The sequence below is a fragment of the Caulobacter sp. GW821-FHT10A10 genome (assembly GCF_059415745.1).
This window is the reverse complement of sequence record NZ_JBWKNV010000005.1, coordinates 94039-119540: the sequence shown is the minus strand read 5'-3', so window position 1 is coordinate 119540 and position 25502 is coordinate 94039. Positions and strand designations below refer to the sequence as shown.

At 69.5% G+C, this 25502-nt stretch carries 26 protein-coding genes; 9 read left to right on the top strand and 17 right to left on the bottom strand.

The window, feature by feature from the left end; genetic code table 11:
* Nucleotides 1-33: 33 nt before the first annotated feature.
* Nucleotides 34-1041: a thioredoxin-disulfide reductase gene (gene trxB / locus AC07NS_RS14865; RefSeq protein WP_494604418.1), complete on the bottom strand. Its 1008-nt coding sequence runs from the start codon at nucleotides 1039-1041 to the stop codon at nucleotides 34-36.
* 52 nt (nucleotides 1042-1093) lie between these two features.
* Between trxB and AC07NS_RS14860 the strand changes: the two genes are divergently transcribed.
* The 3 genes from AC07NS_RS14860 to AC07NS_RS14850 are packed head-to-tail and all read left to right on the top strand — an operon-like array spanning nucleotide 1094 to nucleotide 3026.
* Nucleotides 1094-1426 carry a glycine zipper domain-containing protein gene (locus AC07NS_RS14860; protein WP_494604416.1) on the top strand — a complete coding sequence of 111 codons (333 nt, stop codon included), beginning with the start codon at nucleotides 1094-1096 and terminating at the stop codon, nucleotides 1424-1426.
* 54 nt (nucleotides 1427-1480) lie between these two features.
* Nucleotides 1481-2536, top strand: coding sequence for a pseudaminic acid synthase (gene pseI / locus AC07NS_RS14855; RefSeq protein WP_494604414.1), 1056 nt, complete (start codon nucleotides 1481-1483; stop codon nucleotides 2534-2536).
* A 7-nt stretch (nucleotides 2537-2543) separates the two neighbouring features.
* A complete protein-coding gene (locus tag AC07NS_RS14850) occupies nucleotides 2544-3026 on the top strand; it encodes a hypothetical protein (protein ID WP_494604412.1) in 483 nt (160 codons plus the stop codon).
* 388 nt (nucleotides 3027-3414) lie between these two features.
* On the opposite strand, the gene AC07NS_RS14845 is transcribed toward AC07NS_RS14850, so the two are convergent.
* From AC07NS_RS14845 to AC07NS_RS14825, 5 genes are all read right to left on the bottom strand, one after another.
* A complete protein-coding gene (locus tag AC07NS_RS14845) occupies nucleotides 3415-4416 on the bottom strand; it encodes a mitochondrial fission ELM1 family protein (RefSeq protein ID WP_494604411.1) in 1002 nt (333 codons plus the stop codon).
* Between the two features lie 97 nt (nucleotides 4417-4513).
* Complete coding sequence (gene greA, locus AC07NS_RS14840) at nucleotides 4514-4987, bottom strand: transcription elongation factor GreA (protein WP_110121313.1); 474 nt, start codon at nucleotides 4985-4987, stop codon at nucleotides 4514-4516.
* Between the two features lie 166 nt (nucleotides 4988-5153).
* Nucleotides 5154-6767: a methyl-accepting chemotaxis protein gene (locus AC07NS_RS14835; RefSeq protein ID WP_494604409.1), complete on the bottom strand. Its 1614-nt coding sequence runs from the start codon at nucleotides 6765-6767 to the stop codon at nucleotides 5154-5156.
* Nucleotides 6764-7021: a hypothetical protein gene (locus AC07NS_RS14830; RefSeq protein WP_494595919.1), complete on the bottom strand. Its 258-nt coding sequence runs from the start codon at nucleotides 7019-7021 to the stop codon at nucleotides 6764-6766. The genes AC07NS_RS14835 and AC07NS_RS14830 overlap by 4 nt, the downstream gene beginning before the upstream one ends.
* Nucleotides 7022-7270: 249 nt before the next feature.
* Nucleotides 7271-7936 carry a glutathione S-transferase gene (locus AC07NS_RS14825; protein ID WP_494604407.1) on the bottom strand — a complete coding sequence of 222 codons (666 nt, stop codon included), beginning with the start codon at nucleotides 7934-7936 and terminating at the stop codon, nucleotides 7271-7273.
* Nucleotides 7937-8044: 108 nt separating this feature from the next.
* On the opposite strand from AC07NS_RS14825, the gene AC07NS_RS14820 reads away from it, so the two are divergent.
* A complete protein-coding gene (locus AC07NS_RS14820; RefSeq protein ID WP_494604405.1) occupies nucleotides 8045-10264 on the top strand; it encodes a methyl-accepting chemotaxis protein in 2220 nt (739 codons plus the stop codon).
* A 241-nt stretch (nucleotides 10265-10505) separates the two neighbouring features.
* Here AC07NS_RS14820 and AC07NS_RS14815 read toward each other — a convergent pair whose 3' ends face one another.
* The 7 genes from AC07NS_RS14815 to AC07NS_RS14785 form a co-directional block, all read right to left on the bottom strand.
* Nucleotides 10506-11609 (bottom strand): HPP family protein, encoded by a 1104-nt coding sequence (locus AC07NS_RS14815; RefSeq protein ID WP_494604403.1) that lies wholly within the window; start codon nucleotides 11607-11609, stop codon nucleotides 10506-10508.
* A 57-nt stretch (nucleotides 11610-11666) separates the two neighbouring features.
* Nucleotides 11667-11948, bottom strand: a complete 282-nt coding sequence (locus AC07NS_RS14810) for a DUF1294 domain-containing protein (RefSeq protein ID WP_494604401.1) — start codon at nucleotides 11946-11948, stop codon at nucleotides 11667-11669.
* Nucleotides 11945-12394 carry a hypothetical protein gene (locus AC07NS_RS14805; protein ID WP_494604400.1) on the bottom strand — a complete coding sequence of 150 codons (450 nt, stop codon included), beginning with the start codon at nucleotides 12392-12394 and terminating at the stop codon, nucleotides 11945-11947. Before AC07NS_RS14805 ends, AC07NS_RS14810 begins: the two co-directional genes overlap by 4 nt.
* 232 nt (nucleotides 12395-12626) lie before the next feature.
* Nucleotides 12627-13259, bottom strand: coding sequence for a hypothetical protein (locus AC07NS_RS14800; RefSeq protein ID WP_494604398.1), 633 nt, complete (start codon nucleotides 13257-13259; stop codon nucleotides 12627-12629).
* A 145-nt stretch (nucleotides 13260-13404) separates the two neighbouring features.
* Nucleotides 13405-14424, bottom strand: coding sequence for a hypothetical protein (locus AC07NS_RS14795; protein WP_494604396.1), 1020 nt, complete (start codon nucleotides 14422-14424; stop codon nucleotides 13405-13407).
* 131 nt (nucleotides 14425-14555) lie between these two features.
* Nucleotides 14556-17852 carry a carbamoyl-phosphate synthase large subunit gene (carB, locus tag AC07NS_RS14790; RefSeq protein WP_494604394.1) on the bottom strand — a complete coding sequence of 1099 codons (3297 nt, stop codon included), beginning with the start codon at nucleotides 17850-17852 and terminating at the stop codon, nucleotides 14556-14558.
* A 181-nt stretch (nucleotides 17853-18033) separates the two neighbouring features.
* Entirely contained in the window at nucleotides 18034-18654 is a 621-nt protein-coding gene (locus AC07NS_RS14785; protein WP_494604392.1) for a DUF2306 domain-containing protein, read from the bottom strand.
* 118 nt (nucleotides 18655-18772) lie between these two features.
* Between AC07NS_RS14785 and AC07NS_RS14780 the strand changes: the two genes are divergently transcribed.
* The gene (locus AC07NS_RS14780) at nucleotides 18773-19531 is read left to right on the top strand and encodes a LytTR family DNA-binding domain-containing protein (RefSeq protein WP_494604390.1); all 759 of its coding nucleotides are present in this window, start codon (nucleotides 18773-18775) and stop codon (nucleotides 19529-19531) included.
* Between the two features lie 178 nt (nucleotides 19532-19709).
* Here AC07NS_RS14780 and AC07NS_RS14775 read toward each other — a convergent pair whose 3' ends face one another.
* The gene (locus AC07NS_RS14775; RefSeq protein ID WP_494604388.1) at nucleotides 19710-20888 is read right to left on the bottom strand and encodes a patatin-like phospholipase family protein; all 1179 of its coding nucleotides are present in this window, start codon (nucleotides 20886-20888) and stop codon (nucleotides 19710-19712) included.
* 158 nt (nucleotides 20889-21046) lie between these two features.
* Entirely contained in the window at nucleotides 21047-21256 is a 210-nt protein-coding gene (locus tag AC07NS_RS14770) for a cold-shock protein (protein ID WP_110118155.1), read from the bottom strand.
* 278 nt (nucleotides 21257-21534) lie between these two features.
* On the opposite strand from AC07NS_RS14770, the gene AC07NS_RS14765 reads away from it, so the two are divergent.
* Both AC07NS_RS14765 and AC07NS_RS14760 read left to right on the top strand, forming a co-directional pair.
* Nucleotides 21535-21735, top strand: a complete 201-nt coding sequence (locus AC07NS_RS14765; RefSeq protein WP_110118154.1) for a hypothetical protein — start codon at nucleotides 21535-21537, stop codon at nucleotides 21733-21735.
* Between the two features lie 105 nt (nucleotides 21736-21840).
* Nucleotides 21841-21987 (top strand): hypothetical protein, encoded by a 147-nt coding sequence (locus AC07NS_RS14760; protein ID WP_199228314.1) that lies wholly within the window; start codon nucleotides 21841-21843, stop codon nucleotides 21985-21987.
* 108 nt (nucleotides 21988-22095) lie between these two features.
* On the opposite strand, the gene AC07NS_RS14755 is transcribed toward AC07NS_RS14760, so the two are convergent.
* The gene (locus AC07NS_RS14755) at nucleotides 22096-22431 is read right to left on the bottom strand and encodes a hypothetical protein (RefSeq protein ID WP_494604387.1); all 336 of its coding nucleotides are present in this window, start codon (nucleotides 22429-22431) and stop codon (nucleotides 22096-22098) included.
* 77 nt (nucleotides 22432-22508) lie between these two features.
* A complete protein-coding gene (pgsA, locus tag AC07NS_RS14750) occupies nucleotides 22509-23126 on the bottom strand; it encodes a CDP-diacylglycerol--glycerol-3-phosphate 3-phosphatidyltransferase (RefSeq protein WP_487287631.1) in 618 nt (205 codons plus the stop codon).
* Between the two features lie 127 nt (nucleotides 23127-23253).
* Here pgsA and AC07NS_RS14745 point away from each other — a divergent pair, with 127 nt between their 5' ends.
* On the top strand, nucleotides 23254-23997 hold the full coding sequence (locus AC07NS_RS14745) for an SDR family NAD(P)-dependent oxidoreductase (protein ID WP_494604385.1): 744 nt from the start codon (nucleotides 23254-23256) through the stop codon (nucleotides 23995-23997).
* A 177-nt stretch (nucleotides 23998-24174) separates the two neighbouring features.
* Nucleotides 24175-25452 carry an MFS transporter gene (locus AC07NS_RS14740; RefSeq protein ID WP_494604383.1) on the top strand — a complete coding sequence of 426 codons (1278 nt, stop codon included), beginning with the start codon at nucleotides 24175-24177 and terminating at the stop codon, nucleotides 25450-25452.
* Nucleotides 25453-25502 lie beyond the last annotated feature (50 nt).

The window sequence follows — 25502 nt, the reverse complement described above, 5'->3', positions numbered from 1 at the left end:
TCAAAAAGCCGCCCCTTTCGGAGCGGCTCTTCGTCACCAGGCCCCGATCTCGTTGGCCTCTTTGTGGCTGATCGGGTGGTGGGCTTGTCTGTGGTCTTCCTCAGCCAGGAAGCGGACAGCTTCCAGGGCGGCCATGCAGCCCATGCCGGCGGCCGTGACGGCCTGGCGGTAGACGTCGTCGGTGACGTCGCCGGCGGCGTAGACGCCTTCGATGGCGGTCGAGGCCGTGCCCGGCTTGACCTTCAGATAGCCGCCCGGGCCGGTTTCCAGCTGGCCCTTGAACAGCTCCGACGACGGGGCGTGGCCGATGGCGATGAACACGCCGTCGGTCTTCAGCTCGGTGGTCGCGCCGGTCTTGACGTTCTTCAGGCGCACGCCGGTGACGCCGGCCGGATCGCTGTCGCCCAGGACCTCGTCGATGGCGCTGTCCCAGACCACTTCGATCTTCGGGTGAGCCAGCAGGCGCTCCTGCAGGATCTTCTCGGCGCGCAGTTCGTCCTTGCGGTGCACGAGGGTGACCTTGCTGGCGAAGCTGGTGAGGAACAGGGCCTCTTCGACGGCCGTGTTGCCGCCGCCGACCACCACGACCTCCTTGTTGCGATAGAAGAAGCCGTCGCAGGTGGCGCAGGCCGACACGCCAAAGCCCTGGAACTTGCTCTCGCTTTCCAGGCCCAGCCACTTGGCCTGGGCGCCGGTGGCGATGATGATCGTCTCGGCGATCCAGTCCTGGCCGCTGTCGGTCTTCACCGTGAACGGGCGCTGGCTAAGGTCGACCGACAGCACGATGTCGTTGACCAGCTCGGTGCCCACGTGCTCGGCCTGGGCGCGCATCTGGTCCATCAGCCAGGGACCCTGGATGACGTCGGCGAAGCCCGGATAGTTCTCGACGTCGGTCGTGATGGTCAGCTGGCCGCCCGGCTGGATGCCGGCGATGAGCACGGGCTTGAGCAGCGCGCGGGCGGCGTAGATGGCGGCGGTGTAGCCGGCGGGGCCCGAACCGATGATCAGGCAGCGCGTGTGGCGGGGAGCGGTGGTGGACATGGCGGAACATATAGTGTCGATTCCGCGGCGTTGCGACGGTTTTGGGGGCGCCATGAAGGGCGGACTGACGATCGGCATCGGGGCCGGGACGGCGATCGGGGTCGCGCTGGGCGTGGCGACCAACAACATCGCCATGGGCGTCGCGATCGGCATCGCCATCGGGGCGGGCCTGGGGACGGCGCTGGAGGCGGCCAAGCCGGCTGGAGCAAAGCCCGGCAAGGGCGGCGACGGGGGTGATGCGTCCTCCTCGACCTATTTCGACGGTGGTTCCTCGACCTCGGATTCTTCGTCGAACGTGTCGGACTGCGGATCCTCTTCGGAGGGCGGTTCTTCGGACGGGGGAAGCTGCGGCGGCGGTGATGGTGGAGGCGGTGGCGGCGATTGACGCCTCGTCCACGATTTCAGGGTTAATATGGCGGGGACACGCGTGAGTTCGCCCATGACCGCTTCGCCCGAAATCGAGATCGCCGGCCGCAGGATCGGCGCAGACCATCCCCCCTATGTGATCTGCGAGCTGTCGGGGAACCACAACGGCAGCCTCGACCGCTGCCTGGAGATGGTCGACGCGGCCGCCGACACCGGCTGCGACGCGATCAAGATCCAGACCTACACCGCCGACACCATCACGCTCGACGTCGATCGGCCCGAGTTCAAGATCAACGGCGGCCTGTGGGACGGCCGCAGCCTCTATGAGCTCTACCAGGAGGCCCAGACGCCGTTCGAGTGGCACGGGGCGATCTTCGAGCGCGCTCGCAAGCGCGGTGTGACGATCTTCTCCAGCCCCTTCGACGAGACGGCGGTCGACCTGCTGGCCGGGCTGGACGCCCCCGCCTACAAGATCGCCTCGTTCGAGGCGGTGGACCTGCCGCTGATCCGCTACGCCGCGGCCAAGGGCAAGCCGCTGATCATCTCGACCGGCATGGCCAACCTGGCGGAGATCGAGACCGCCCGGAACACCGCCCTGGAGGCCGGGGCGGCGGGCGTGCTGCTACTGCACTGCGTGTCGAGCTATCCCGCCACCTTCGCCGACGCCAACGTCCGGACCGTGGCCGACATGGCCGCCCGCTTCGGCTGCCCGATCGGCCTATCGGACCACACGCCGGGCACGGCCGCCTCGGTGGCGGCGGTGTCGGTGGGCGCGGCCGCCATCGAGAAGCACTTCACCCTGGCTCGCGCCGACGGCGGACCGGACTCGGCCTTCAGCCTGGAGCCGGCCGAGTTCAAGGCCCTGGTCGATGACACCAAGAACGCCTGGGCCGCCCTGGGCCGCGCGCACTACGACGTGCTGGGCTCCGAGCAGGCCAACCTGCAGTACCGCCGCTCGCTCTACGTCACCGCCGACGTGCCGGCCGGCGCGATCCTGAGCCGCGACAACGTCCGCTCGGTGCGTCCAGGCATCGGCCTGCCGCCGGCCGATCTCGACAAGGTGCTGGGCCGCCCCGCCGCCCGCGCCCTGACGCGGGGCGAGCCGCTGGCATGGGACATGGTGGGGTGACGGCGGAATGGTCGACACGGGGACCGACCGCATCGCCTTCAGCCGTTCGGCGCGCGGCTACGTCATCGGCACGGCCGCGGTCATCGTCCTCTTCCTGGCGGCGGGGCTGACGCTCTGGCGCGTGGACCAGACCGTGGCGATCTCGTTGTTCGTCATGAGCATCGGCTTCGGCGCCCTGTTCGGCGCGGTGGCGGTGCAGGCCGTGCTCGGCCAGGGCGAGGCCCTGGTGATCGCGCGGGACGGCGTGCGTTGGCGCGGGACCGGGCAGAGACGCCTGCGGTTCCTGCCCTGGGAGCGCGTCGCGGTGGCGCGCGTAGAAAGCTATCGGATCAGATCCGCCGTGCAGCAGCGGCTTTATCTCAAGCTGCGGCCGACGGGGCAGGAGGCGCTGATCGCCGAGCCGATGATCGTTCTCGGCGACCTGGACCAGTCGCCGGAAGCCGTGCTCGACGCGCTTGCGCCCTACGTGTTCGTGCAGGACGCCCGTTAGTTCAGGCTCAGCGGCGATCGAACTTCTGGAAGGCCCAGTAGACCCCGAACGACAGGGCGCCGCCCAGCAGCATCATCAGGGACATGGAGACGAGAGGGTCCATCGCTAGTCCTCCACCTTGCGCAAAAGGTAGTGGGGGAGGCCTTGCAGCACAATGAAGGCGGCTGCGGCGACAAGGGCTCCAAAGCCCAAGAGGAGCGCCGAGTTCAAGTTCAAATCCGTGTTTCCCCGCGAAGGCGGGGATCCAAGCCGAGTCTGCGGGTAGTCCGCGGCTGCGCCAAATCCTGAAAGCCAGCTTGGATCCCCGCCTTCGCGGGGATGCTCGGATGTAAATGTCGAAGGCGGATTTACCCTCAGCCCTCAGCCCTCAGCCCTCAGCCCTCAGCTCTCAGTCCTTCGCCCGTGCCGCGTCCATCCGCGTCAGCACCTCGGTCGCAGCCCGGCCGGTTTCGTCGACCGGGTCATAGGTCCAGCCGTGGAAGGCGCCGCCGTAGGGGCGGGCCGCGCCCTGGCGTTCCAGTTCCTCGTGGAAGAGGCGGAACTTCAGGCTGTGGCCTTCCATCTTGAGGATGAACACCGGCTTGCCCGTCGAGGCCGCCTCGGTGGCCATGTTGGTGGAGTCCTCGGTGACGAGGATGTAGTCGGCCGCCGCCAGGAAGGCGAAATAGGGGTTGGGGCCGTCGCCGTCCCAGATGATCCCGGGCAGGTCGCGCAGGCGGGCGGCCAGCAGGGCGCGGGCCGGCTCGGGCGTGCGGCGCGAGAAGGTCAGCAGCAGGCTGCCGCCTTCCTGCTCCAGCGGCAGCTGGATCTCGTGGGCCATCTGGGCGGCGCGCTCGACGGAGAGGTCGAAGGCCTTGGACTTGCCGCCCAGCAGCACGGCGACGCGCGGGCGGGGCAAGGCCTCGATGGCGTCCTTGAACTTCTCGTACTCGGCGTCGAGGCGTTCCTGGCTGACGCGGTGCGGCGAGCCGGTGATCGGGATCACGTTGTCGCCGGTCAGCCGGTCGTGCTTGGGCGGGATGACCAGGTCGAACATCTGGGCCGGGACGCGCGGATCCTGGATCTGCACGACATAGGTCTTGCCGGCCGACCACTTCTTGAGGCGGATCGACAGGGGCAGGGTGGCGCGGCCTGCGGCGACCCATAGGTCGGGCCAGGGCGCGGTGATCTCGCTTTCGGGGGTGATCCAGCGCTTGGGCAGCCAGGCCAGCCACCAGGGCAGGCGGCCGGTGCGGCCCTTCCAGGACACGCGCTTGAGCACGATCTTCGCAGGACGCCGGCGCGCGATCGCCTCGGCCAGGCCCACGGCCTGGGCCTCGATGCCGGCGCGACCGTCCGAGACGGCCCAGATGGTCAGCGGTTCAGGACGAGGCTTTTCGCTCGCGCTCATCAGTCCAGCCCTCAAACGGCGAACGCCGCGGACCCGCCTTCGAAAGGGCGGATCCACGGCGATTGGCCGAACTTCATGGCAGGTCTGGGGCTAAGCCCTAGACCCACTCGACCTTGAGGATCTCATAGGCCTTCACGCCGCCGGGGGTGTTGACCTCGACGACTTCGCCCACTTCCTTGCCGATCATGGCGCGCGACAGCGGCGAGCTCAGCGAGATGCGGCCCGACTTCACGTCGGCTTCGTGGTCGCCCACGATCTGGTAGCGGGCTTCTTCTTCGGTGTCCTCGTCGACCACGCTGACGGTGGCGCCGAACTTCACCTGAGCGCCGGAGAGCTTGGAGACGTCGATGACCTGGGCGCGGGCGATCTTGTCCTCGATCTCGGCGATCTGGCCTTCGATCCAGCCCTGGCGTTCCTTGGCGGCGTGGTATTCGGCATTTTCCGAGAGGTCGCCATGCGAGCGCGCCTCGGCGATCGCGGCGATCACGGCGGGCCGTTCAATCGTCTTCAAACGCTTCAGTTCTTCGTCGAGGGTTTGATAACCCAAGACGGTCATCGGCACTTTTTCCATTGCGGATTTTAGCTCGGTTCGCCGTAAGGGGAGGAAGACTCCCAGTCGCTGGCGCACGCGACCGGGGGCTGAGAGGATAGGCGCCGCATTCTGGATAAGCAAGTCTCACGCGTCGGGCGACGCGCGCGGCCAAGCTGGCGGTCCTTCTTCCCCTACAGAGCTCCCGTCAGGCCCGCTTCTGCGCGCCGGGCCGCGAGGCCAGGCGGCGGTCGCCGGGCAACTGGAACTGGCCGACCAGGCGGGCCAGCTCGCCGGCGTCGTCGTTGAGGGCGTGGGTGGCCGCGGCGGTCTCCTCCACCAGGCCCGCGTTCTGCTGCAGCACCTGGTCCATCTGGTTCACCGCGGTGTTGACCTGGGTCAGGCCCTGGGCCTGGTGCTGGGCGCTGGCGGCGATCTCGGAAACCAGGCCGTCGATCTCGGCGATCTGCGAGACGATGCGCTCCAGGGCCTCGCCGGTGCGGCCGACCAGCTCGACGCCCTCGCCGACCTGGCGGGTCGAGGTGGTGATCAGTTGCTTGATCTCCTTGGCGGCCTCGGCCGAGCGTTGGGCCAGGCCCCGCACCTCGGCGGCGACCACGGCGAAGCCTTTGCCGGCCTCGCCAGCGCGGGCGGCTTCCACGCCGGCGTTGAGCGCCAGGAGGTTGGTCTGGAAGGCGATCTCGTCGATGACGCCGATGATCCGCGAGATCTGGGTGGCCGAGGTCTCGATCGCGCCCATGGCGTCGACGGCCTCGCCGACCACCTCGCCCGAGCGGCGGGCGTCGTCGCGGGCCCGGGCGACGACGGCGGCGGCCTTGCGGGCGCCGTCGGCCGTCTGCCCGACGGTGGCGGTGATCTCGTCCATGGCGCTGGCGGTCTCGGCCAGGTTGGCGGCCTGCTGCTCGGTGCGGCGCGAAAGGTTCGAGGCGGCGTCGGCGATCTGGTCGGAGCCGCGGCGCACGCCGCCGGCGCGCTCGTCGATGACGGCCAGGGCGTCGGCCAGCTTGACGGCCGCCTGGTTGAAGTCGGCGCGCAGCTGCTCGTAGGACTCGGAAAACTGCTCGACCAGGCGGACCGACAGGTCGCCCTTGGCCAGGCGCGACAGGCTCTGGGCGAGGGCGTCGACCATGTCGGCGCGCTGGCGTTCGGCGGCGGCCTGGACGGCGGCGTGGGCGACGCGGCCCTCTTCTTCCGAGCGGCGGGCGTGGTCGGCGGCGGCGTCGGCCTCGCGGGCCTCCTGCATGGCCTCCTCGGCCTTGGCGCGGGCGCGTTCGGCCAGGCCGATGACGCGGTGCAGGCCTTGCGTGGCCATGATCAGGGCGCCGGCCTCGACGATCAGGATGACGGCATGGACCAGCACGCGGCCCAGGCTCGCCGAACCCGGGAAGACGGCGGCGGGCAGCAGGTAGCTGAGGGAAAGGTGGTGGACGGCCACGGTGGCGGCCGCGGCGGCGATCACTGTCCAGTCGCAATAGACGACCAGCAGGGCCAGAGCCGCGAAATAGGCCATGTGCATGTCGATCTGCCAGGCGTGGCCGTCCAGAGCGGCGACCAGCAGCGAGACCTGGGCCATCAGCGCCACGCCCGACAGGATGCGGCCCGTCTGGGTTTCGCCGCGCTGCAGGACGGCGCCGGCCGCCAGGGCGGCGGTCATCGCGGCGGCGATGGCGATGCCGAGCACGTGCTCGCCGACCAGGAAGCGGGCGGCGATGACGATCGGGGCCATCACCGAGGTCAGGGTCAGGATCAGGCGACCGCCGAGGCGGCGCTGGACGTCGAGGTTCGAGGTCTTCGAGCTCATGGGCGGGGTTCCAGAACGGACTTGGCGGCGCAGACGCCGGCGGCCTCGGGATCGAGAAGGACGATCGCGCCGGCGGCGCGCAGGCGCTGACCCAGGGTGGCGGGATCGCCGCGCAGGATCAGGATGAAGGGCACGGACCCGGCGCCGGCGATGTCGCCGGCCGTGGTCGCCGCGCCGGCGGCGTGGGCGGCCGACCACCAGGGCGGGAAGACGGCGGCGACGCGGCCCGGATCGCGCGGCGAAGCGCTGGACAACGTCACCGCCAGAAGCGTCAAAACAATCGCGGAGGTTGCGGCCAGTGTTCGACCCAGGGCGTGAAGCAGATCACGCCAGGTTCGAACACGCTGCAGGGACAACCTCGATCTCCGGGGCACGGTGCGCCTGGATCGCGCACGTCAGGGGGCGATCTTTTGCGCGATCACGGTGATCGAAGTCTTAAGATCACGGTCGAGCGTCGCCATGTCGCAGGCGATAAGCTTGACCGTGAGTTGCGTTCCTGCGGCTCAGTCGGCGTAGGCGTATTCGCCGCCGCGTTCGAGGGCGGCGCGATAGGCGGGGCGCGCGTGGATGCGCTCGAGGAAGGCCTTCACCCGGGGGCGCGAATTGCCACCGGCGCGCGAGGCGGCGGCCTCCAGCGGGAAGCTCATCATCACGTCGGCGGCGGTGAATTCGGAGCCGGCGAACCATTCGGACTTGGCCAGTTCGGCGTCCCAGTAGTCGATATGGGCCTTAAGCTGCGGATCGACGAAGCCGGACTGGGCCTTGCCGGCGATGGCCTTGACCAGGGGCTTGAGCAGGCCGGGCGAGCGGGCGGGCAGGGCGCTGAACACCAGCTTCAGCAGCAGCGGCGTCATGGCCGAGCCCTCGGCGTAGTGCAGCCAGTAGGTATAGCGCAGGCGTTCCGGAGTTCCCGCCGCCGGGATCAGCCGGCCGTTCCCGTAGGTGTAGAGGATGTATTCGATGATCGCGCCGGTCTCGGCGATGGTCTTGTCGCCATCGGTGATCACCGGCGACTTGCCCAGCGGGTGGATGGCCCGCAGCTCCGGCGGGGCCAGCATGGTCTGCAGGTTCCGCTCGTAGCGCTTGACCTCGTACGGGACGCCCAGCTCCTCCAGCAGCCAGAGGACGCGCTGGCTGCGCGAGTTGTTCAGGTGGTGGACGACGACCATTCGGGCTTTCCCTGCCTTCTGCTTGAGGGTCCGGACGATGGCTGGCCATTCAGCGTTCGGCAAGGTTTACCGCGTCTTGTTCGCCCTCAAGTCGAGTCGGGGGACCTGATGAGTGTGCGTAAGACGTTCGGCCGGCTGTCTCTGGCCGGCAAGCTGATGGCCGCCGGCGGCGCCGCCCTGGGCGCGCTGCTGATCGCCGGCTCGCTGCTGATCTCGTGGCAGAGCGGCAAGGCGGTCAAAAGCCTGGCCCAGCGCTACGCCGCCAGCGTCACCGCCCAGACCGCCCAGGAGATCAAGAACGACCTCGACGACGCCGACGCGGTCGTGCGCTCGTCGGCGGGGCTGTTCGCGGCCAGCTACCAGGCCGGCCAGCGCGATCGCGCCGTCTATCTGGCCCAGTTGAAGCCGATCGCCAGCGCCTCGCGCACCGAGCTGGGCGCCTGGCTGATGTTCGCCCCCGACGCCCTGGGCGACGACGCCGCCTTCGCCGGCCGCGCCGACCTGGGCTCGACCCCGCAGGGCCGCTTCATCGGCTACTGGGTGAAGAGCGGCGACAGCCTGAGCCTGGAGCAGGGCGAGGACGACGAGTTAACCCAGGACTTCTTCACGACCAGCTTCAACAGCGGCCGGCCGGCGATCCTGGAGCCCTATCGCGACAACATCACCGACGGCGGCGAAACCAAGATGCTGCTGATGACCTCGGTCACCTATCCGGTGATCGTGGACGGCAAGACCGTGGGCGTCATGGGCGCCGACCTGGCGCTGGACGACATCGCCAGCCGCCTGACCGCCCTGAAGCCGTTCGACGACGGCCGGGCCATGCTGGTCTCGCCGGGCGGCCTTTGGGTGTCGCACCCCGAGGCGGACCTGCGGATGAAGGCCTATGCCGATCCCGGCCTCGACACGATCAAGGCGGTGATCGCCGGCGGCGGTCCGACGGTGATCGAGGGCGTGAAGATCAAGGGCCAGCGGGCCGAGCGGTTGGTGGCGCCGGTGCGCCTGGCCTCGGGCGCGACCTGGGCCATGGTGGTCGATGTGACGGAAGACGCCTTGCTGGCGCCGGCGCGCAAGCTGGCCATGGGGTTGGCGATCGGCGGTCTCGTGCTGCTGGCCTGCGCGCTCGGCGTGCTGGCCCTGGCCTCGCGCCGGCTGATCGCCCAGCCCCTGCTGGCCCTGCGCGGCGCCGTGGGCGTGCTGGCCGAGCACCGCTACGACCAGCCGGTGGCCGAGGCCGCCCGCGCCGACGAGATCGGGGCCATCGCCCGGGCGCTCGATAAGCTGCGGCAGGAGCTGGCCCGCGCCCAGGCCATGCGCGAGGAGCAGGAGGGCCTGCGCCGCGCCGCCGACGCCGACCGCGACCGGGCCGCGGCCCTGACCCTGTCGATCGACGAGCAGACCGACGTGGTCCGCCAGGTGGGCGAGGCCCTGGCCGCCGTGGCCGAGGGCGATCTGGGCCGTCGCATTCCGGGTCCCTTCGCCGAGGTCTACGAGCCGTTGCGCCGCGACTTCAACACCGCCGTCGAGAGCCTGGAGCAGGCGATCGGCGAGATCGCCGAGGCCAGCGCCGCCATCGGCGAGGCCACGACCGCGCTCAGCCGCGCCTCGGGCGAACTGGCCGGCCGCACCGAGCGCCAGGCCGCCGGCATCGAGCGGGCCGCCGGCTCGCTGAACGAGATCACCCAGGCCGTGGGCGAGGCGGCCGGCGGGGCCGACGAGACCCGCCGCCTGGTCGCCGCCGCCCGCGCCGAAGCCGACCAGGGCGGCGCGGTGGTCACCCAGGCCGCCGCCACCATGGGCGAGATCGACGCCTCGGCCCGCCAGATCGGCGACATCGTCGGCCTGATCGACGAGATCGCCTTCCAGACCAACCTTCTGGCGCTGAACGCCGGGGTCGAGGCCGCCCGGGCCGGCGACGCGGGCCGCGGCTTCGCGGTGGTGGCCCAGGAGGTGCGGGCCCTGGCCCAGCGTTCGGCCGGCTCGGCCAAGGAGATCAAGACTCTGATCGGCGCCTCGGCCGTGCGGGTCGAGGCGGGCGTCGGCCTGGTCGAGCGGACCGGCTCGGCCCTGCACGGCGTGGCCGGACGCATGGCCGGCATCGACGCCGCCGCCACCCGCATCGCCTCGTCGGTGCGCGAGCAGGCGCAAGGCCTGTCGGCGGTCAACGCCGAGGTCGCCGAGATGGAGCGTTTCACCCAGGAGAACCTGGCCATGGTCGACCAGGCCCGCGCCGCCGACCAGGCCCTGGCGGGGCAGGGTGAGCGGCTGGAGGCCCTGGTGGGACGGTTCCGGCTGGGACGATCGGCGGGACGGCGGCGGGTGGCGGCTTAGGAACGAAAGCCGCGCCCTTCTTGAACCCTCTCTCATCGAGAGAGGGAGGGGCCCGCGCCGAAGGCGTGGGAGGGTGAGAGGTTACGAGCTCTCCGAACGAGGCTCGGTCGTTCGTCGCGGATATCTTGAAGTCCTGGGATTTGCCGGCCGGCGGTGAAACCCCTCACCCTCCCACCGCTTCGCGGTGGGCCCCTCCCTCTCCCTATGGAAGAGGGGAGCGATGAGCCCGCCAGGTTGAAATCTAAAGCACGCTCTCGACGATGTGCGCCCGGTAGAGCACCGCGATCAAATCCGTCTGGGTGATCACCCCCACCAGCCGCCGGTCGCGATCCACCACCATGGCCTCGTGGGTCTGGCCGCTGGAGAGGATCGGCAGCAGGGCGGCGATCGGGGTGCCTTCGCGCACGCGGTGGACGAAGGGATCGAGCGCGGCCTCGACCGTGCGGCGGCGGTTGGCCTGGAGTTCGGCGCGGCGGGCCATGCCGATGACGCGGCCCTCCTCGTCGACGACAGGGGCGACGCGCAGGTCGTGGCTCTGCAGGAAGGCCAGGGCGCTTTCGGCCGACTGGGCGCGGTCCAGCCGGATGACGTCGCGGGACATCACGTCGCCGCAGCGGATCTGCGAGTGCAGGCGCTGGTGGGCCTCGATCTCGACCTCGCGGAACAGGACGTCGAGGTCTTCGCGGCTGACGTCGAGCAGTTCGCCGTAGCGGGCCAGGGCCTTGTCGAGGTCGCCGGTGCTGTAGCCGATGCGCGAGGCGGGGGCCGGATCGGCGGTGCCGTGCGGGCTGGGCGGCGGGGCGGGCGCCTTGTGCGGATAGGAACGGCCGACCGCGCGGTTGTAGGCCATGCCGGCCAGGACCAGCAGGATCGAGTCCACGGCCACCGGATTGAGCGCGAAGAGATAGCCGGCCTTGGTCACGGCCGGTCCGCCGATGACGGTGATCAGGGCCACCGCGCCGCCGGGCGGGTGCAGACAGCCCAGCAGCACCATGGCGGCGATGGCCAGGCCAACGGCCAGGGGCGCGGCGAGCAGCGGCTGGGCCGGCAGCAGCAGGGCCACGGTGATGCCGATCAGCGCCGAGACGACATTGCCGCCGATCACGCCGCGCGGCTGGGCCAGGGGGCTGGCGGGCACGGCGAAGACCAGCACGGCCGAGGCGCCGATCGGCGCGACCAGCAGCGGGTGCAGCCAGTCGCCGCCGCCGACGGCGAAGCGTCCCAGCACCCCGGCGAACAGCAGGCCCAGCAGAGCGCCGCCGCCGCCCTTCAGCGCGTCGGCCGGCCGGATCGGCGTCTTGCCACGAAGCAGGGTGAGCAGGCGGTCGGTGGTGAGCGCGGTCATCAGGGTTTGATAGGCGATGCGGGCCGGCGATGGCGCCGAAAATCGCTGGCCGGCGGCTCAGCCGCGCTGGAAGGCGAGGGCGACCAGGCCGGCGACGATGCAGGCCTGGGCGAAGACGATCAGGGCCAGCCAGGCGCCGAACGGCTGCTTGCGGGTCTTGTGGCGCAGCCAGCGCTGGGCCAGCAGCGCGCCGGGCGCCGCGCCCAGGCAGGCCGACAGCAGCAGCACCCGCTCGGGCACGCGGCGCTCGCCCTCGACGGCGGCGGCCTTGTCGTGGGCGAACAGCATGAAGCAGAAGAGGTTGGCCGCCAGCAGGGCCAGGACGACGATGAAGGTCACCGCACCGGTTCCGGCGGGGCGTGGTCGAGGGGCGCCAGGTCGGGCTCGACCCAGCCGCGGCGGGCGGCGACGCTGAACAGACGTTCGCGCGACCAGAAGCCCAGCGGCCAGGCCTTGTCGCCCAGGGGCGTGGCCAGCAGGCGGGCGGCGGCTTCGGCGTCGTCCGTATCGGCGGGCAAGGCGGCGGCGAAGGCGCGGATGGCGGCCAGATAGGCCTGGGTGATGGTCTCGTGATAGCCGCTGGTGTCGTCGTTCACCCCGCCGACGGCCTCGTTATAGGCGCGGATGATCCCCGGCAGGTCGCGCTCCAGATTGGCGTCGCGGGTGCGGACGAGGCGCAGCGTCGCCGTCAGGTGGGCCGCGTGGGTCCACTCTTCCTTGGGCAGGCTGCGATCGAGCAGGCGCTCGGCCAGGCGGGCGATTTCGGCGTTGGCGTAGGCGGTCATGGCGGGTTCCGTGGAACCCGTCTGTAGGGGAGGCGGGGCGGCGAGGCTAGGCATGATCCTTCTCCCCTTGCGGGAGAAGGTGGCGGCCGAAGGCCGACGGATGAGGGGTTTCTCAGACATGAGACGCCCCTCCCGGCCTGACCGCTGTGCGCAGCTTGCAGTTCTGAGAGACCCCTCACCCGACCCCGCTCCGCGGGGCCACCCTCTCCCGCAGGGGGAGAGGGAATACGCCTTACCGCCGCACGTCCATCAGCTTGCCCTTCTGGTGCATGTCGAGCAGCTGCGCGTTGGAGATGAAATAGGTCTCGCCGGCGACGTAGTCGGAGGGGCTGGCGTCCCAGGGGACGTCGGAGGAGCGGTTGTAGATCTTCTTGCTGGGATGGATGTAGACGCCCTCGGCGTTGACCGCGCTGACCACGGCCGCGCCGTACTGGCAGTCGGGGCACTCGGTGTTGCGGCTGTCTCGGCCGAAATCCATCGTATAGACGTCGTCCACGTGGGGCGCGTGCAGATAGGTCAGGTTGTTCTTGCCGTCGACGGCGGCGCTGACGCCGACCAGCACGACCAAGGCGCCGGCGCAGCCCAGGCCCACCAGCCAGCCGCGACGATCGATGAACGGGATCGGCGGCTTGGAGAGGCCCGCCTCGAAGGTCTTCGAGTTCAGCAGGCGGTCGGCGTGGCCGCAGGTTTCGCAGACCTTGTGCCAGACCTTGCCGGTGGTCCAGCGGAACAGGAACCAGAGGTGCCGCACGGTGTAGTCCAGGACCACGGTGCTGGGCTGTTCCTTCTCGCAGTGACTGCACCGGAACGCGCCGGCGTTGGCGAACACGCGTCGTTGGCCCTGATGCCCCCAGGCGAAGAACATGGTCGTTTCCCCCTCGTCGGCCGCCATCGTGATGGTTCGGCGACCGTTGTTCCTTCATGCTAGGACACCGGTGTCCTACGATGCAAGCGGGATGCGTGCGTTGATGCTCTGGCTTCCCTTATGACGCGTGTTCCGGCTGGGCCGATCAGCGGCGGACGGGTTCGGCGAGGCTGATCGGGCCGTAGGGCGCCATGACGACGAAGCCATCGGCGTCGCCATGGGTTTCGGCGCAGGCGTAGGGACGGGTCTCGTCGTTGTCGGCGTCGGCCTTGGCGATGGGCCACAGGCCGTCGCAGTCGTCGATCAGGCAGACGCAACCGACATAGTCGGCCTCGTCCGGCGCGTCGGGATCGGGCTCGATCCGCTGGCGAAACAGACGAAAGGGGGCGTCGGGGCGCTGGCGCAGGCGGGCGAAGACCGAGGTCTTCGACCGGAACAGGGCGTAGGTGTCGCTTTGCGGATCGGCGAGCTCCTCGTCGACAACCTCGGGCGCGTAATCGCCGCCATAGGGGACGTTGTAGGCGTGGGCGTCGCCCTTGATCACCGCGGCGCGCCAGGCTTCGAGGGCCGCGCGCGGGGCCGCCGTGGCGGGGTTGTTCCGCGTTTCGTCGAGATCGCCGAAGGCCGCGCGATCGGCCGCCGAGACGCGCCGCACGGGGAGGGGGCCGGGCCGGGTCTCGACACCGGCCAGGATGATGTAGGGACCTCTGCCGACATAGTGGCAGTAGCCGCCCATGAAGCTTCCGTTCTCGCAGCGGCCGACCGTGCCGACGACCTCCACGGGGGCGAGCTGTTTGGGGACTTGGTCGAAGACGCCGTCGCCGCCGTAGAAGCCCAGGCGACGGATGGGGGCGTCGAAGTCTCCCGAGCGAAGGATCGGCCCCTTCTGGCGGTAGAAGCTCTCGATGTCGGGATAGAGCGTGTGGATGGCCGCCAGGCCGCTGACGCGAACGCACTTGCCGACGAACCGGGCCGGGTTGGCCAGCAGCCGGTCCAGGGCCAACCTGCGGGTCCTCTCGGGCGGACAGGAGCCCGGCTTGAGCGACATGGAGATGACGAAGTCGAGGTCGCCGTCCTTGGCTTCCGCCTGAGCTGGGGCGGGGGCTTGAGCCTGATCCGCGCCCGTCGCCAGCAGCAGCGCCGCGAGCACCCATCCGATCACCATGCGTCTCCCCCCGAAGTTTCGCCTCAACCTAGAGGGGCGGAGGCGGCATGGCGATAGGGTGGCGTCCCGACACGAAAAAGGCCGCCCGGATCGCTCCGGGCGGCCTTCCTGTCTCGAAAGCTCGTGGCGTCTTACGACGCGTAGCTTTGCAGCGGGCGCACTTCCAAGGCCTTGGCCGGGGCCGAGGAGATGGCCTGGGCGGCGGCCAGGGCGCCGGCGCTGGTGGTGTAGTAGGGCACCTTCATCATCAGGGCCGTGCGGCGGATGTCGAAGCTGTCTTCCAGGGCCTGCTTGCCTTCGGTGGTGTTGAACACCAGCTGCACGCCGCCGTTCTTCATCACGTCGACGATGTTCGGACGGCCTTCCAGCACCTTCTTGACCAGCTCGACCTCGACGCCTTGCTCGGCCAGATAGGCGCGGGTGCCGACGGTGGAGATGACCTTGAAGCCGGCCGCCTGCAGCAGCTTCACCGGCTCGACGATCCAGGGACGGTCGCTTTCCTTGACCGACACGAACGCCGTGCCCGAGGTCGGCAGGGTGACGCCGCCGCCCAGCTGGCTCTTGGCGAAGGCGCGGGCGAAGGCCGGGCCCAGGCCCTGTTCGCCTTCACGGATCCAGTCCAGGCCCATGACCTCGCCGGTCGAGCGCATTTCCGGGCCGAGGATGGTGTCGACGCCGGCGAAGCGGGCGAACGGGAAGACCGCTTCCTTGACCGCGATGTGGTCGTAGGGCTCGTCCTTCAGGCCGAACTCGGCGAGCTTGGCGCCGGCCATCAGCTTGGCGGCGATGGCGGCCACCGGTTGCCCAATGGTCTTGGCGACGAAAGGCACGGTGCGCGAGGCGCGCGGGTTCACTTCCAGCACATAGATGCGCGGGTTGTCGCCGTGCGGCTCCTCGATGGCGAACTGCACGTTCATCAGGCCGCGCACGTTGAGGGCCAGGGCCATCTGCACGGTCTGGCGCTTCAGCTCCTCGACGGTCTCGGCCTTGAGCGAGAAGGGCGGCATCGAGCAGGCGCTGTCGCCCGAGTGGACGCCGGCTTCCTCGATATGCTCCAGCACGCCGGCCACGAACACGCTTTCGCCGTCGCACAGGGCGTCGACGTCCACTTCGGTGGCGCGGCTCAGATAGTGGTCGAGCAGGATCGGGTGCTCGAACGAGATCTCGCCGGCGTTGGCGATGTAGCGTTCCAGGCCGTCCTGATCGCGGATGATCTCCATCCCCCGCCCGCCCAGCACGTAGGAGGGACGCATCACGAACGGGAAGCCGATCTTGTCGCCTTCGGCGCGCGCCTCGTCCCAGGTGCGGGCGATGGCGTTTTCCGGCTGGGCGATGTTGAGGCCGTTCAGCAGTTGCTGGAAGCGCTCGCGGTCCTCGGCCAGGTCGATGGCGTCGGGGCTGGTGCCCAGGATCGGCACGCCGGCTTCTTCAAGCGCGTGGGCCAGCTTCAGCGGGGTCTGGCCGCCGAACTGGACGATGACGCCGGCCAGCTCGCCCTTGCTCATCTCGACATGCAGCAGCTCCAGCACGTCCTCGGCCGTCAGCGGCTCGAAGTACAGACGGTCGGAGGTGTCGTAGTCGGTCGAGACGGTCTCGGGGTTGCAGTTGACCATGATCGACTCCACGCCGATCTGGTCGAGCGCGAAGGCGGCGTGGCAGCAGCAGTAGTCGAACTCGATGCCCTGGCCGATGCGGTTGGGACCGCCGCCGAGGATGACGGCCTTCTTGGCGCCCGATGGCTCGCTCTCGCACTCGGGAACCTGGCCCAGGGCGCCGAACTCGTAGGTCGAGTACATGTAGGGCGTGGAGGCCAGGAACTCGCCGGCGCAGCTGTCGATACGCTTGAACACCGGGCGGACGGCCAGGTCCTGGCGGGCCTTGCGCACGGCCTTTTCTGTCGAGGCGGTCAGCTTGGCGAGGCGGGCGTCGGAGAAGCCCTGGGCCTTGAGGGCGCGGAAGCCCTGGGCGTCCTTGGGCAGGCCGCCGGCGCGGACCAGGCCCTCCTGGCGGACGATCTCGGCGATCTGGCGCAGGAACCACGGCTCATAGGAGCAGGCGGCGTTGACCTCTTCCACGGTCAGGCCGTGGCGGAAGGCCTGGGCGATGACGCGCAGGCGGTCCGGGGTCGGCACGCCCAGGGCGCGGATGACCGCGGCCTTGCCGGTGTCCGGATCCTCGGCGCCGTGGATTTCCACCTCGTCGAAGCCGGCGAGACCCGTCTCCAGGCCGCGCAGGGCCTTCTGGACGCTTTCCTTGAAGGTGCGGCCGATGGCCATCACTTCGCCGACCGACTTCATGGCGGTGGTCAGCAGCGGCTCCGAACCCGGGTACTTCTCGAAGGCGAAGCGCGGAATCTTGGTGACGACGTAGTCGATCGACGGTTCGAACGAGGCCGGGGTCGCGCCGCCGGTGATGTCGTTCTTCAGCTCATCGAGCGTGTAGCCGACGGCCAGGCGGGCGGCGACCTTGGCGATCGGGAAGCCGGTGGCCTTGGACGCGAGAGCCGAAGAGCGCGACACGCGCGGGTTCATCTCGATGACGACCATGCGGCCGTCGGCCGGGTTCAGGGCGAACTGGACGTTCGAACCGCCGGTCTCGACGCCGATCTCGCGCAGCACGGCGATCGAGGCCGCGCGCATCCACTGGTATTCCTTGTCCGTCAGGGTCAGGGCGGGGGCGACGGTGATGCTGTCGCCGGTGTGGACGCCCATCGGGTCGATGTTCTCGATCGAGCAGACGATGATGCAGTTGTCCGCCGTGTCGCGGACCACTTCCATCTCGTATTCCTTCCAGCCCAGGACGCTCTCTTCGATGAGCACCTCGGTGGTCGGCGACAGGTCGAGACCGCGCTCGACGATCTCCTTGAACTCTTCGAGGTTGTAGGCGATGCCGCCGCCGGTGCCGGCCAGGGTGAAGGACGGACGGATGATCGCCGGCAGGCCGACGAAATCCAGGCCTTCCATGGCTTCGTCCATGGTGTGGGCGGCCTTGGAGCGCGGGCTCTCGAGGCCCAGCTTGTCCATGGCGTCGCGGAACTTCTGGCGGTCCTCGGCCTTGTCGATGACCTCGGCCTTGGCGCCGATCATCTCGACGCCGAACTTCTTCAGGACGCCAGCTTCCTCGAGGGCGAGGGCGGTGTTCAGGGCCGTCTGGCCGCCCATGGTCGGAAGCAGCGCGTCGGGGCGCTCCTTCTCGATGATCTTGGCGACCATGTCCGGGGTGATCGGCTCGATGTAGGTCGCGTCGGCCACGTCCGGATCGGTCATGATCGTGGCCGGGTTCGAGTTGACCAGGATGATGCGGTAGCCCTCGGCGCGCAGGGCCTTGCACGCCTGGACGCCCGAATAGTCGAACTCGCAGGCTTGACCGATGACGATCGGACCGGCGCCGATGATCAGGATCGAGGAGAGGTCGGTACGTTTGGGCATGGCTAACTCGCGCAAAGACACGGTCGCGCACATCCGCGCGCCCGCTGTCGACCATCTTGCAGGTTAAGCCGCCCCTTTAGAGAGGGAGTCAGGCGGGCGCAACCCCAGAGTCGGGGAGTCTGGAAAAGCGCTGTTAGCTGTGCAGCTTAGATGGCGGGCGGCCGGCGACGCCGGGGCCTTGTCAGGTCCCGGCGGGGGCGGTTTGCGGGGAGGGCGAACGGCGCAGCCACAGCTCGGCGATCAGCAGGTTTGGAACCCAGCACAGGAAGGAAATGGCCAGGTAGGCCTCGCGCATCGGCAGGCCCGAGATCGCCGCCAATGGCAGGTAGAGCCGCAGGGTGACGGCCGCGAAGGTCAGGGCGAAGGAGCGGATCATCCAGGCCCGGTGCTCGGGGATGCGGCGGGCGATCGCGCGGCGCACGGCCTGGCCGGTGGTCCACAGCCAAGCGAGGGCGAGCAGGCCGAAGCCCGCCGTGGCGACCGGGCCGGCGGTCGAGCCGAGCGACAGGACGAGACCCGCGAGCCCACCGACCATGCAGCCGGCGACATAGAGCCGGCCGAGCGCGCGGTGCAGGGCCGGGCGGCGGGCGCGCAGGCCGGCCAGGAACTGGAAGGGGCCCACCAGCAGGGCGGTGGCCGCTCCGGTCACGTGCAGCAGCAGGAACGGCGAGAAGACCGGGTTGGCGCGGACGCCCGGCGGCGCAGGCGTGGCCGGCGCCACGTAGCGGTAGGCGTAGAAGGCGATGGCGACGCTGAGCAGGGCGCCAAGCGTCCAGAGCGTGCGGGAAAGAGCGCGGGGCAAGGAGGGTCTCCGGTCGGGTTCGCGCCGAGATTGCGAGGGACGACGGAGCGCGCTACCGGGGTTGCGCGAGCGGCGCCCATTCTGCGCGAGCGGCGCCGCGGAAGGTCGGGGACCAAGGATGACGCCCATCGACGGTTGGCCCATCGGGCGGCGGCTGGCGGCGGACCTGGCGCTGCTGACGGCTCTGGGCCTGTTCATGGGCGTGCTGGCCCCGTGGGGCACGGCCGACCTCGGCCCTGTCGGCAAGATCACCTACTGGCTGGCCTGTATCGTCGGCGGCGGCGTCATCGGCGTGGCGGTGGACGAGGCCCTGGGCCGGCGGCTTGGCGGCTTCTGGAAGCGGCTGGTGGTCGTGACCCTGCTGATGACGCCGCTGGTCACGGCCTGGGTGTCGTTGATCGAGGGCTTCTACGGCGCCGACGACGTCCACATGCCGCTCGAGCTCTGGTGGCGGGTCTGGGTGATCAGCACGCTGGTCATGGCCATGCGGGCCCTGGTCTGGCGGGCGCCGCGCAGGGTGGTCGAGACCCGGGTGGTGGTCGAGCCGCCGCTGCCGCAGGCCGAGGCCGCCTTCCGTCGCCGCCTGTCGGCCCGGCGGCGGAGCGCGCGGCTGATCGCGGTGGAGGCCCACGACCACTACCTGAAGGTCCACACCGATGCGGGCGAGGAACTGCTGACCCTGCGCTTTTCCGACGCCCTGACCGATCTCGCCGGCGTCCACGGCCTGCAGGTGCATCGGTCCTGGTGGGTGGCGGCCGAGGCGATCGAGGGCGTGCGCTGGCGGCGAGGGGCGGGCGAGTTGGTGTTGGCGGGCGGCGTGAACGCGCCGGTCAGCCGGCGACATGCGCCGGCGGTGCGCGCGGCCGGCTGGGTCTAGGTCGGATCGACATTCACCGGCTGGAACTCATTTTTCACCGAGCATCCCCGCGAAGGCGGGGATCCAAGCCGAGGTTGGGGTCGACCCACGGCCGCGCCTCATCCTGAAATCCAGCTTGGATCCCCGCCTTCGCGGGGAGAGACGGATTTGAAGGTCGCGAACAGCTGAATGTCGATCGCTAGCGCTTGACCGGCGGGGCCTTGACCACCGGAACCTCGGCGGGCGGGGCGGCCAGGCTCCAGGCCCAGCCGGCGACGGCGCGGTCGTAGCCCATGTGGAACAGGGCCTTGCGGTTGTCGGCGGCGAAGTCGAGACCCGAGGTGTCGGCCTCGGCGGCGTCCGGAATGGCGCTGTAGAACAGCTGCCCGCCGTTGCGCTGGGCGAAGCCGGCGCTGGCGGCCAGGTGGGTGCGGATCAGGGCCTTGCTCATGGTCTGCCAAGAGCGGCCCACGATCGAGGCCGCGCTGCCCTTGGTGAATCCGAAGACGCCCCCGACCTGGCCGTTGACCACGACGAAGATCCGGCCCGGGCGGGCCTCGCCCTTGTCGACGGTCCATAGCAGCAGGGACTCGGGGGCGACGAAGAACGGGATCGAGACGCCGCCGTCGACGTGCATCTCCGACAGCCGCCGGCCTTGGCCCTCGACCTGGATCAGGGCGGGCGGGAAGACGCCGGGAATGCTGGCCGAGGCGACCAGCACGTCCTGGAACAGCTTGCGCGAGGCCTCGTCGCCCTTGGAGGCGATGGCGCCCATGTCCCAGATCACCGTCTCCTCGGTGTCGAGATTGGTGGTGGCGATCAGCAGGCGGCGGCCGCGGCGGTGCTCGGCGGCGACGGCCTGCATCATGTTGGCGTCGGCGTACTTCTCGACCAGGCCGCGCAGGGCGCCGCTGTCGTAGAAGCTGGGGTGGAACAGCACGCCCAGGCCGCGCGGCTGCAGGATGCGGTCGGCGGCGGGGCCGGTATAGACCTCGGTCAGCCGCTCGTCCCAGGTGGGGCCCAGGAACGCGAAGGGAGCGGTGAGGGCGCCGGTCGAGACGCCGGTGACGATGTCGAACTCGGGCCGCTCGCCGGTCTTGGTCCAGCCGGTGACCACGCCGGCCCCATAGGCGCCGTTCGAACCGCCGCCCGACAGGGCCAGGACGTCGAAGGTCTTCTGGCCCTTGGCGCGGTTGCGGGCGGCTTCGGCGAAGCGGATGCCGGCGGCGCTGTCGCTGGCGTTGAAGCGGATGTCCGACAGGCCCGTGGGCGGCGGGCCGACCATGTCGCTGGCCTTGTAGGCGTCGCGCGAGATCGAGCCGCAGGCGGTCAGGGCCAGCAGGGCGAGGGCGGCGGCGAGGAGGCGGAGCGGACGCATGGCGACTGGGTGGGCGGACTGGCTGGAAGACACCGCGCGAACCTAGGCGGGCAGGGCGCTCACGTCCACCGGATGGCGCCGCGGTGCAAAACGGGAGCCGTAAACGCAAAACGGGCCGGCTTGCGCCGGCCCGTCTCAGTTCGTCAGGTCAGAGCGGCTTAGGCCGACTGCAGTTGACCGGCCGACATCTTGCCGCTGCGACGGTCTTGTTCCAGCTCGTAGCTGACCTTTTGACCTTCGTTCAGCGAGCCCAGACCGGCGCGCTCAACGGCCGAGATGTGCACGAACACGTCGTTGCCGCCGTCGTCCGGCTGGATGAAGCCGAAGCCCTTGGTGCCGTTGAACCATTTCACGGTGCCGATAGCCATTTGGGTAGTCCTTTAGTTCATAGTTCAGGGCGTCGCGAGGCGCGTGCCGGCGACGATCAATTTCGTTGAGGGTCGGAGGGCTGGCTCGGCGCTTCCTTGAAAAGAAGCATGGAGTAGCAGATCGAGCGGCAGCGAATTCGATGGATGATCTGTAAAAGGCGCGGCCGGTGATGGCAAGCGAAATATGGGGATTTTATTTTTTCGCCCGCAAGCGTCACCTTCGAAGCTCTTTGCGCGTTGTGGTTATCGACACCGCTGAATTTGAGTGGAGCGTGACCATGACGTTGATCGACCGCATTCCCACCTTGAAGGACTCTGAGCTGGCGCAACTGCTCAGCAATGTGCGCCGACTGGATGTCAGCGGCACCCCTGACGAACGCCGCCAGGCGGCCGAGGTTGCGCCCCATCTGGAGCGCGAAGCCTCGCGCCGTCGCGAGAAGGTGCTGATGTCGCGTCGCGCCGCTACGGCGCGCTTCTAAAGGGGCGCGACGTTTCAGGTCAGGAACCTTACGCGTCGAAATCGCCTTGATCAGGTCGCTATTGAGAGTCACTCTCAATAGCGACCTTGAGTCCTGGAGGCGATCATGGTGTTGCGGATGACGGGAACCCGCTGGCTGGCCCTGATGATGATGGCCGAACGCGCCGGCGGCGACGAACGCCCGGACAGCGAATGGCTGCTGCACGGCCCCTCTGAAGAAGACGACGAAGAAGAGATCCTGGCGGGGGAGTGACGCTGGTCCTTCTCCCCTTGCGGGAGAAGGTGGCGCCGATAGGCGACGGATGAGGGGTCTCTCAAACCTCGACGTCGCGTCCGGTCGATCCGCTTGGAGCGGACAAGGCTATCGACCCCTCACCCGACCCGGCTCCGCCGGGCCACCCTCTCCCGCAAGGGGAGAGGGATCAAAAACGAGCACCCGCCCAAAGAAGGGCAGGGCCCTGTCCTCGACGCGGCCGAAGTAGACGACCGGATAGCGCCGGCTTCCGGTCTCGTGGCCGTCGGGAAGATAGGCCACGGCCTTGCGGGTCGGGGAGGCGCCGACCCTGTTCCCGTCGAAGCGTTTCGAGACGACCTCGAAATCGACCAGCCGGCTCTCGGCCCGCGCGGCTACTGGCGCGGCCAGGGGCGCGACGAGCAGAAACGCAAGACACACCGCACGCCACAGCAAGCCGAGCATGGCCGAGCCCCCGCCATCGAACGTCGAAGGCTGAAGCTCGCTCTATGCGTGTGTCGAATTTGCGGCCGGTCTAGGGGTCAGGTCAGGGCCTTGCGGGCGGCTTCCCAGTACTGGGCGCCGGTGATCAGGGTGACCACGGCGGCCAGCCACAGCAGGCCGTGGGTGATCCACGAGGCGGGCTCGAAGATCGCCGGGTCCTGCGGCAGGTTGAACGCGCCCCACGAGACGATGATCATCTCGGCGCCGATGGCCACCAGCTGCAGGGTGGTCTTCCACTTGGCCAGCAGGGTGACCGGCAGCTTGATCCCCTTGCCGGCGCCGACCTCGCGCAGGGCGCTGACGGCGAATTCGCGGAACAGGATCAGGCCGGCCGGCAGGATGACCAGCGGGTTCGGGCCCAGAGCCATCAGGCCCAGCAGGGCGCCGCAGACCAGAATCTTGTCGCCGATCGGGTCGAGGATCGCGCCCCAGATGCTGACCGCGTCCAGCTTGCGGGCCAGCCAGCCGTCGAAGAAGTCGGTCACCGCCGCCACCACGAACGCCCAGAACGCCCAGCGCTGCAGCGAGAACTGCTGGTCGGCGGTGAGCTGCTCGCTGAGCCACGGCACGCCGCCGGCGGCGGCCGCCAGGGCGACGAACATGAACAGCGCGATGACCAGGCGGGCGGAGGTCAGGATGTTGGGCAGGGCTTTCATGGCGCCGTTCTAACGCATGAGCGCGGCGGAGGGCTATGCCGCATGCATGACATGGTGGCGCTCGCGGGCGGCCATCCCCAGATAGGAGGCGGGGCGTACAGTGTAACAGTAAGTGGAGTAGTCCCTGATGAGCACGGAATTCGCGAACAAGGCAGCCATCGTCACCGGCGGCGCCTCGGGCATCGGCGAGGCGGTGGTGCGTGAACTGGCGGCCGGCGGCGCCAAGGTGGTGATCGCCGACTTCAATCTGGAAGGCGCGCAGGCCCTGGCGGACGAGGTCGGATCGGCCAGCGCCTTCAAGGTGGATGTCGGCGACCCAGAGCAGGTCGAGGCCATGGTCAGGTTCGCGGTCGACACCTACGGCGCGCTGCATCTGGCGGTGAACAACGCCGGCATCGGCGGACCCAATCTGCCGACGGCCGACTATCCGCTCGATCAGTGGAAGCGGGTGGTCGATGTCGACATGAACAGCGTGCTCTATTCGATGAAGTACCAGATCCCGGCGATGCTGGCGGCCGGCGGCGGCTCGATCGTCAACATGGCCTCGATCCTGGGCACGCACGGCTGGGCCGGATCGACCGCCTATGTGTCGTCCAAGCACGCGGTGGTGGGCATGACCAAGACCGCGGCCATCGAGTATGCGCCGCAGGGCGTGCGGATCAACGCGGTCGGGCCGGGCTTCATCGAGACCCCGCTGATCCACTCTGAAATGACCGACGAGGCCCGCGCCGGGCTGATCGGCCTGCATCCGGCGGGACGTCTGGGACGGCCCGAGGAGGTGTCGGCCCTGACCTGCTTCCTGCTGTCGGACCGCGCTTCGTTCATCACCGGCAGCTACCACCTGGTGGACGGCGGCTTCTCGGCCCGCTGACGGGATCGGCCCCGCCGTTCGCGCGGCGGGGCAAGTCTCTTCCTGAACGGGCGATCGCGCGAAGAAAACGCATCGATATCGGGGTAATTCTCCAGGCCGGCGGGTGATTTTTATCCGCTGCGTGGTTGACGTGGCGGTCTTCGGAAGCCAAGCCGTGGTCAAGTTCCCGAGGACGCCATGACCGCCAGCGCCGATCCGACCGCCAATTCCTCCCGCCGCGTGCTGCTGGCCAGCCTGGTGGGCACGGCGGTGGAGTTCTACGACTTCTACATCTACGCCACGGCCGCCTCACTGGTGTTCGGGCCGTTGTTCTTCCCGTCGCATTCGCCGTCGATGCAGCTGCTGGCCTCCTACGCCAGCCTGGCGGTGGCGTTCTTCGCCCGGCCGGTCGGGGCGATCGCCTTCGGCCACTTCGGCGACCGCATCGGCCGCAAGTCGACCCTGGTGGCGTCGCTGATGCTGATGGGCGGCTCGACCCTGCTGATCGCCTTCCTGCCGACCTATCAGATGGCCGGATGGCTGGCGCCGGCGCTGCTGTGCCTGCTGCGCTTCGGCCAGGGCTTCGGCCTGGGCGGCGAGTGGGGCGGAGCGGCGCTGCTGGCCGTCGAGAACGCGCCTCCCGGCTGGAAGGCCCGCTTCGGCATGTTCCCGCAGCTGGGCGCCCCGGTCGGCTTCATCGCCGCCAACGGCCTGTTCCTGATCCTGGGCCTGGCGCTGAGCCCCGAGCAGTTCGAGGCCTGGGGCTGGCGCCTGCCGTTCCTGGCCAGCGCCGTGCTGGTGGGCCTGGGCCTGTGGGTGCGTCTGAAGCTGACCGAGACCCCGGCCTTCGCCGCCGCCCTGGCCCACGAGCCGCCGCCGGCCGTGCCGCTGGCCGAGCTGCTCAAGCGCCACTGGAAAGAGACCCTGGGCGGCACCTTCGCCGTCGTCTGCTGCTTCGCCCTGTTCTACCTGAGCACGGCCTTCGCGCTGGGCTACGGCGCCAAGACCCTGGGCTACGACCGCCAGCTGTTCCTGGGCGTGCAGCTGTTCGCCATCCTGTTCATGGCCGGCGGCATCGTCGTCTCGGGCTACTGGTCAGACGCCTCGTCGTCGCGCCGGGTGCTGATGGCCGGCTGCGCCATGACCGTGGCCGCCGGGGCGCTGCTGCCGGTGATGATGGGGGCCGGTTCGCTGGCCCTGATCTGCGCCTTCCTGTCGCTGGCCCTGTTCGCCATGGGCTTCGTCTATGGCCCGCTGGGCTCATGGCTGCCCGAGCTGTTCCCGGCCCGGGTGCGCTACACCGGCGCCTCGATGGCCTTCAATGTCGGCGGCATCATCGGCGGCGGCCTGACGCCGATGGCCGCCACGGCCCTGGCCGCCAAGGGCGGTCTGGTTCCGGTCGGGATCTATCTGGCGGTGGCCGCCGGGATCAGCTTCGTCGCCCTCGTGCTGCTGAAGCCGCGCCCCACCGAATAACGCCGGTTTCTTACTGGGTGACAGCGCCGACGCATCGCGTAAGGTCGCGT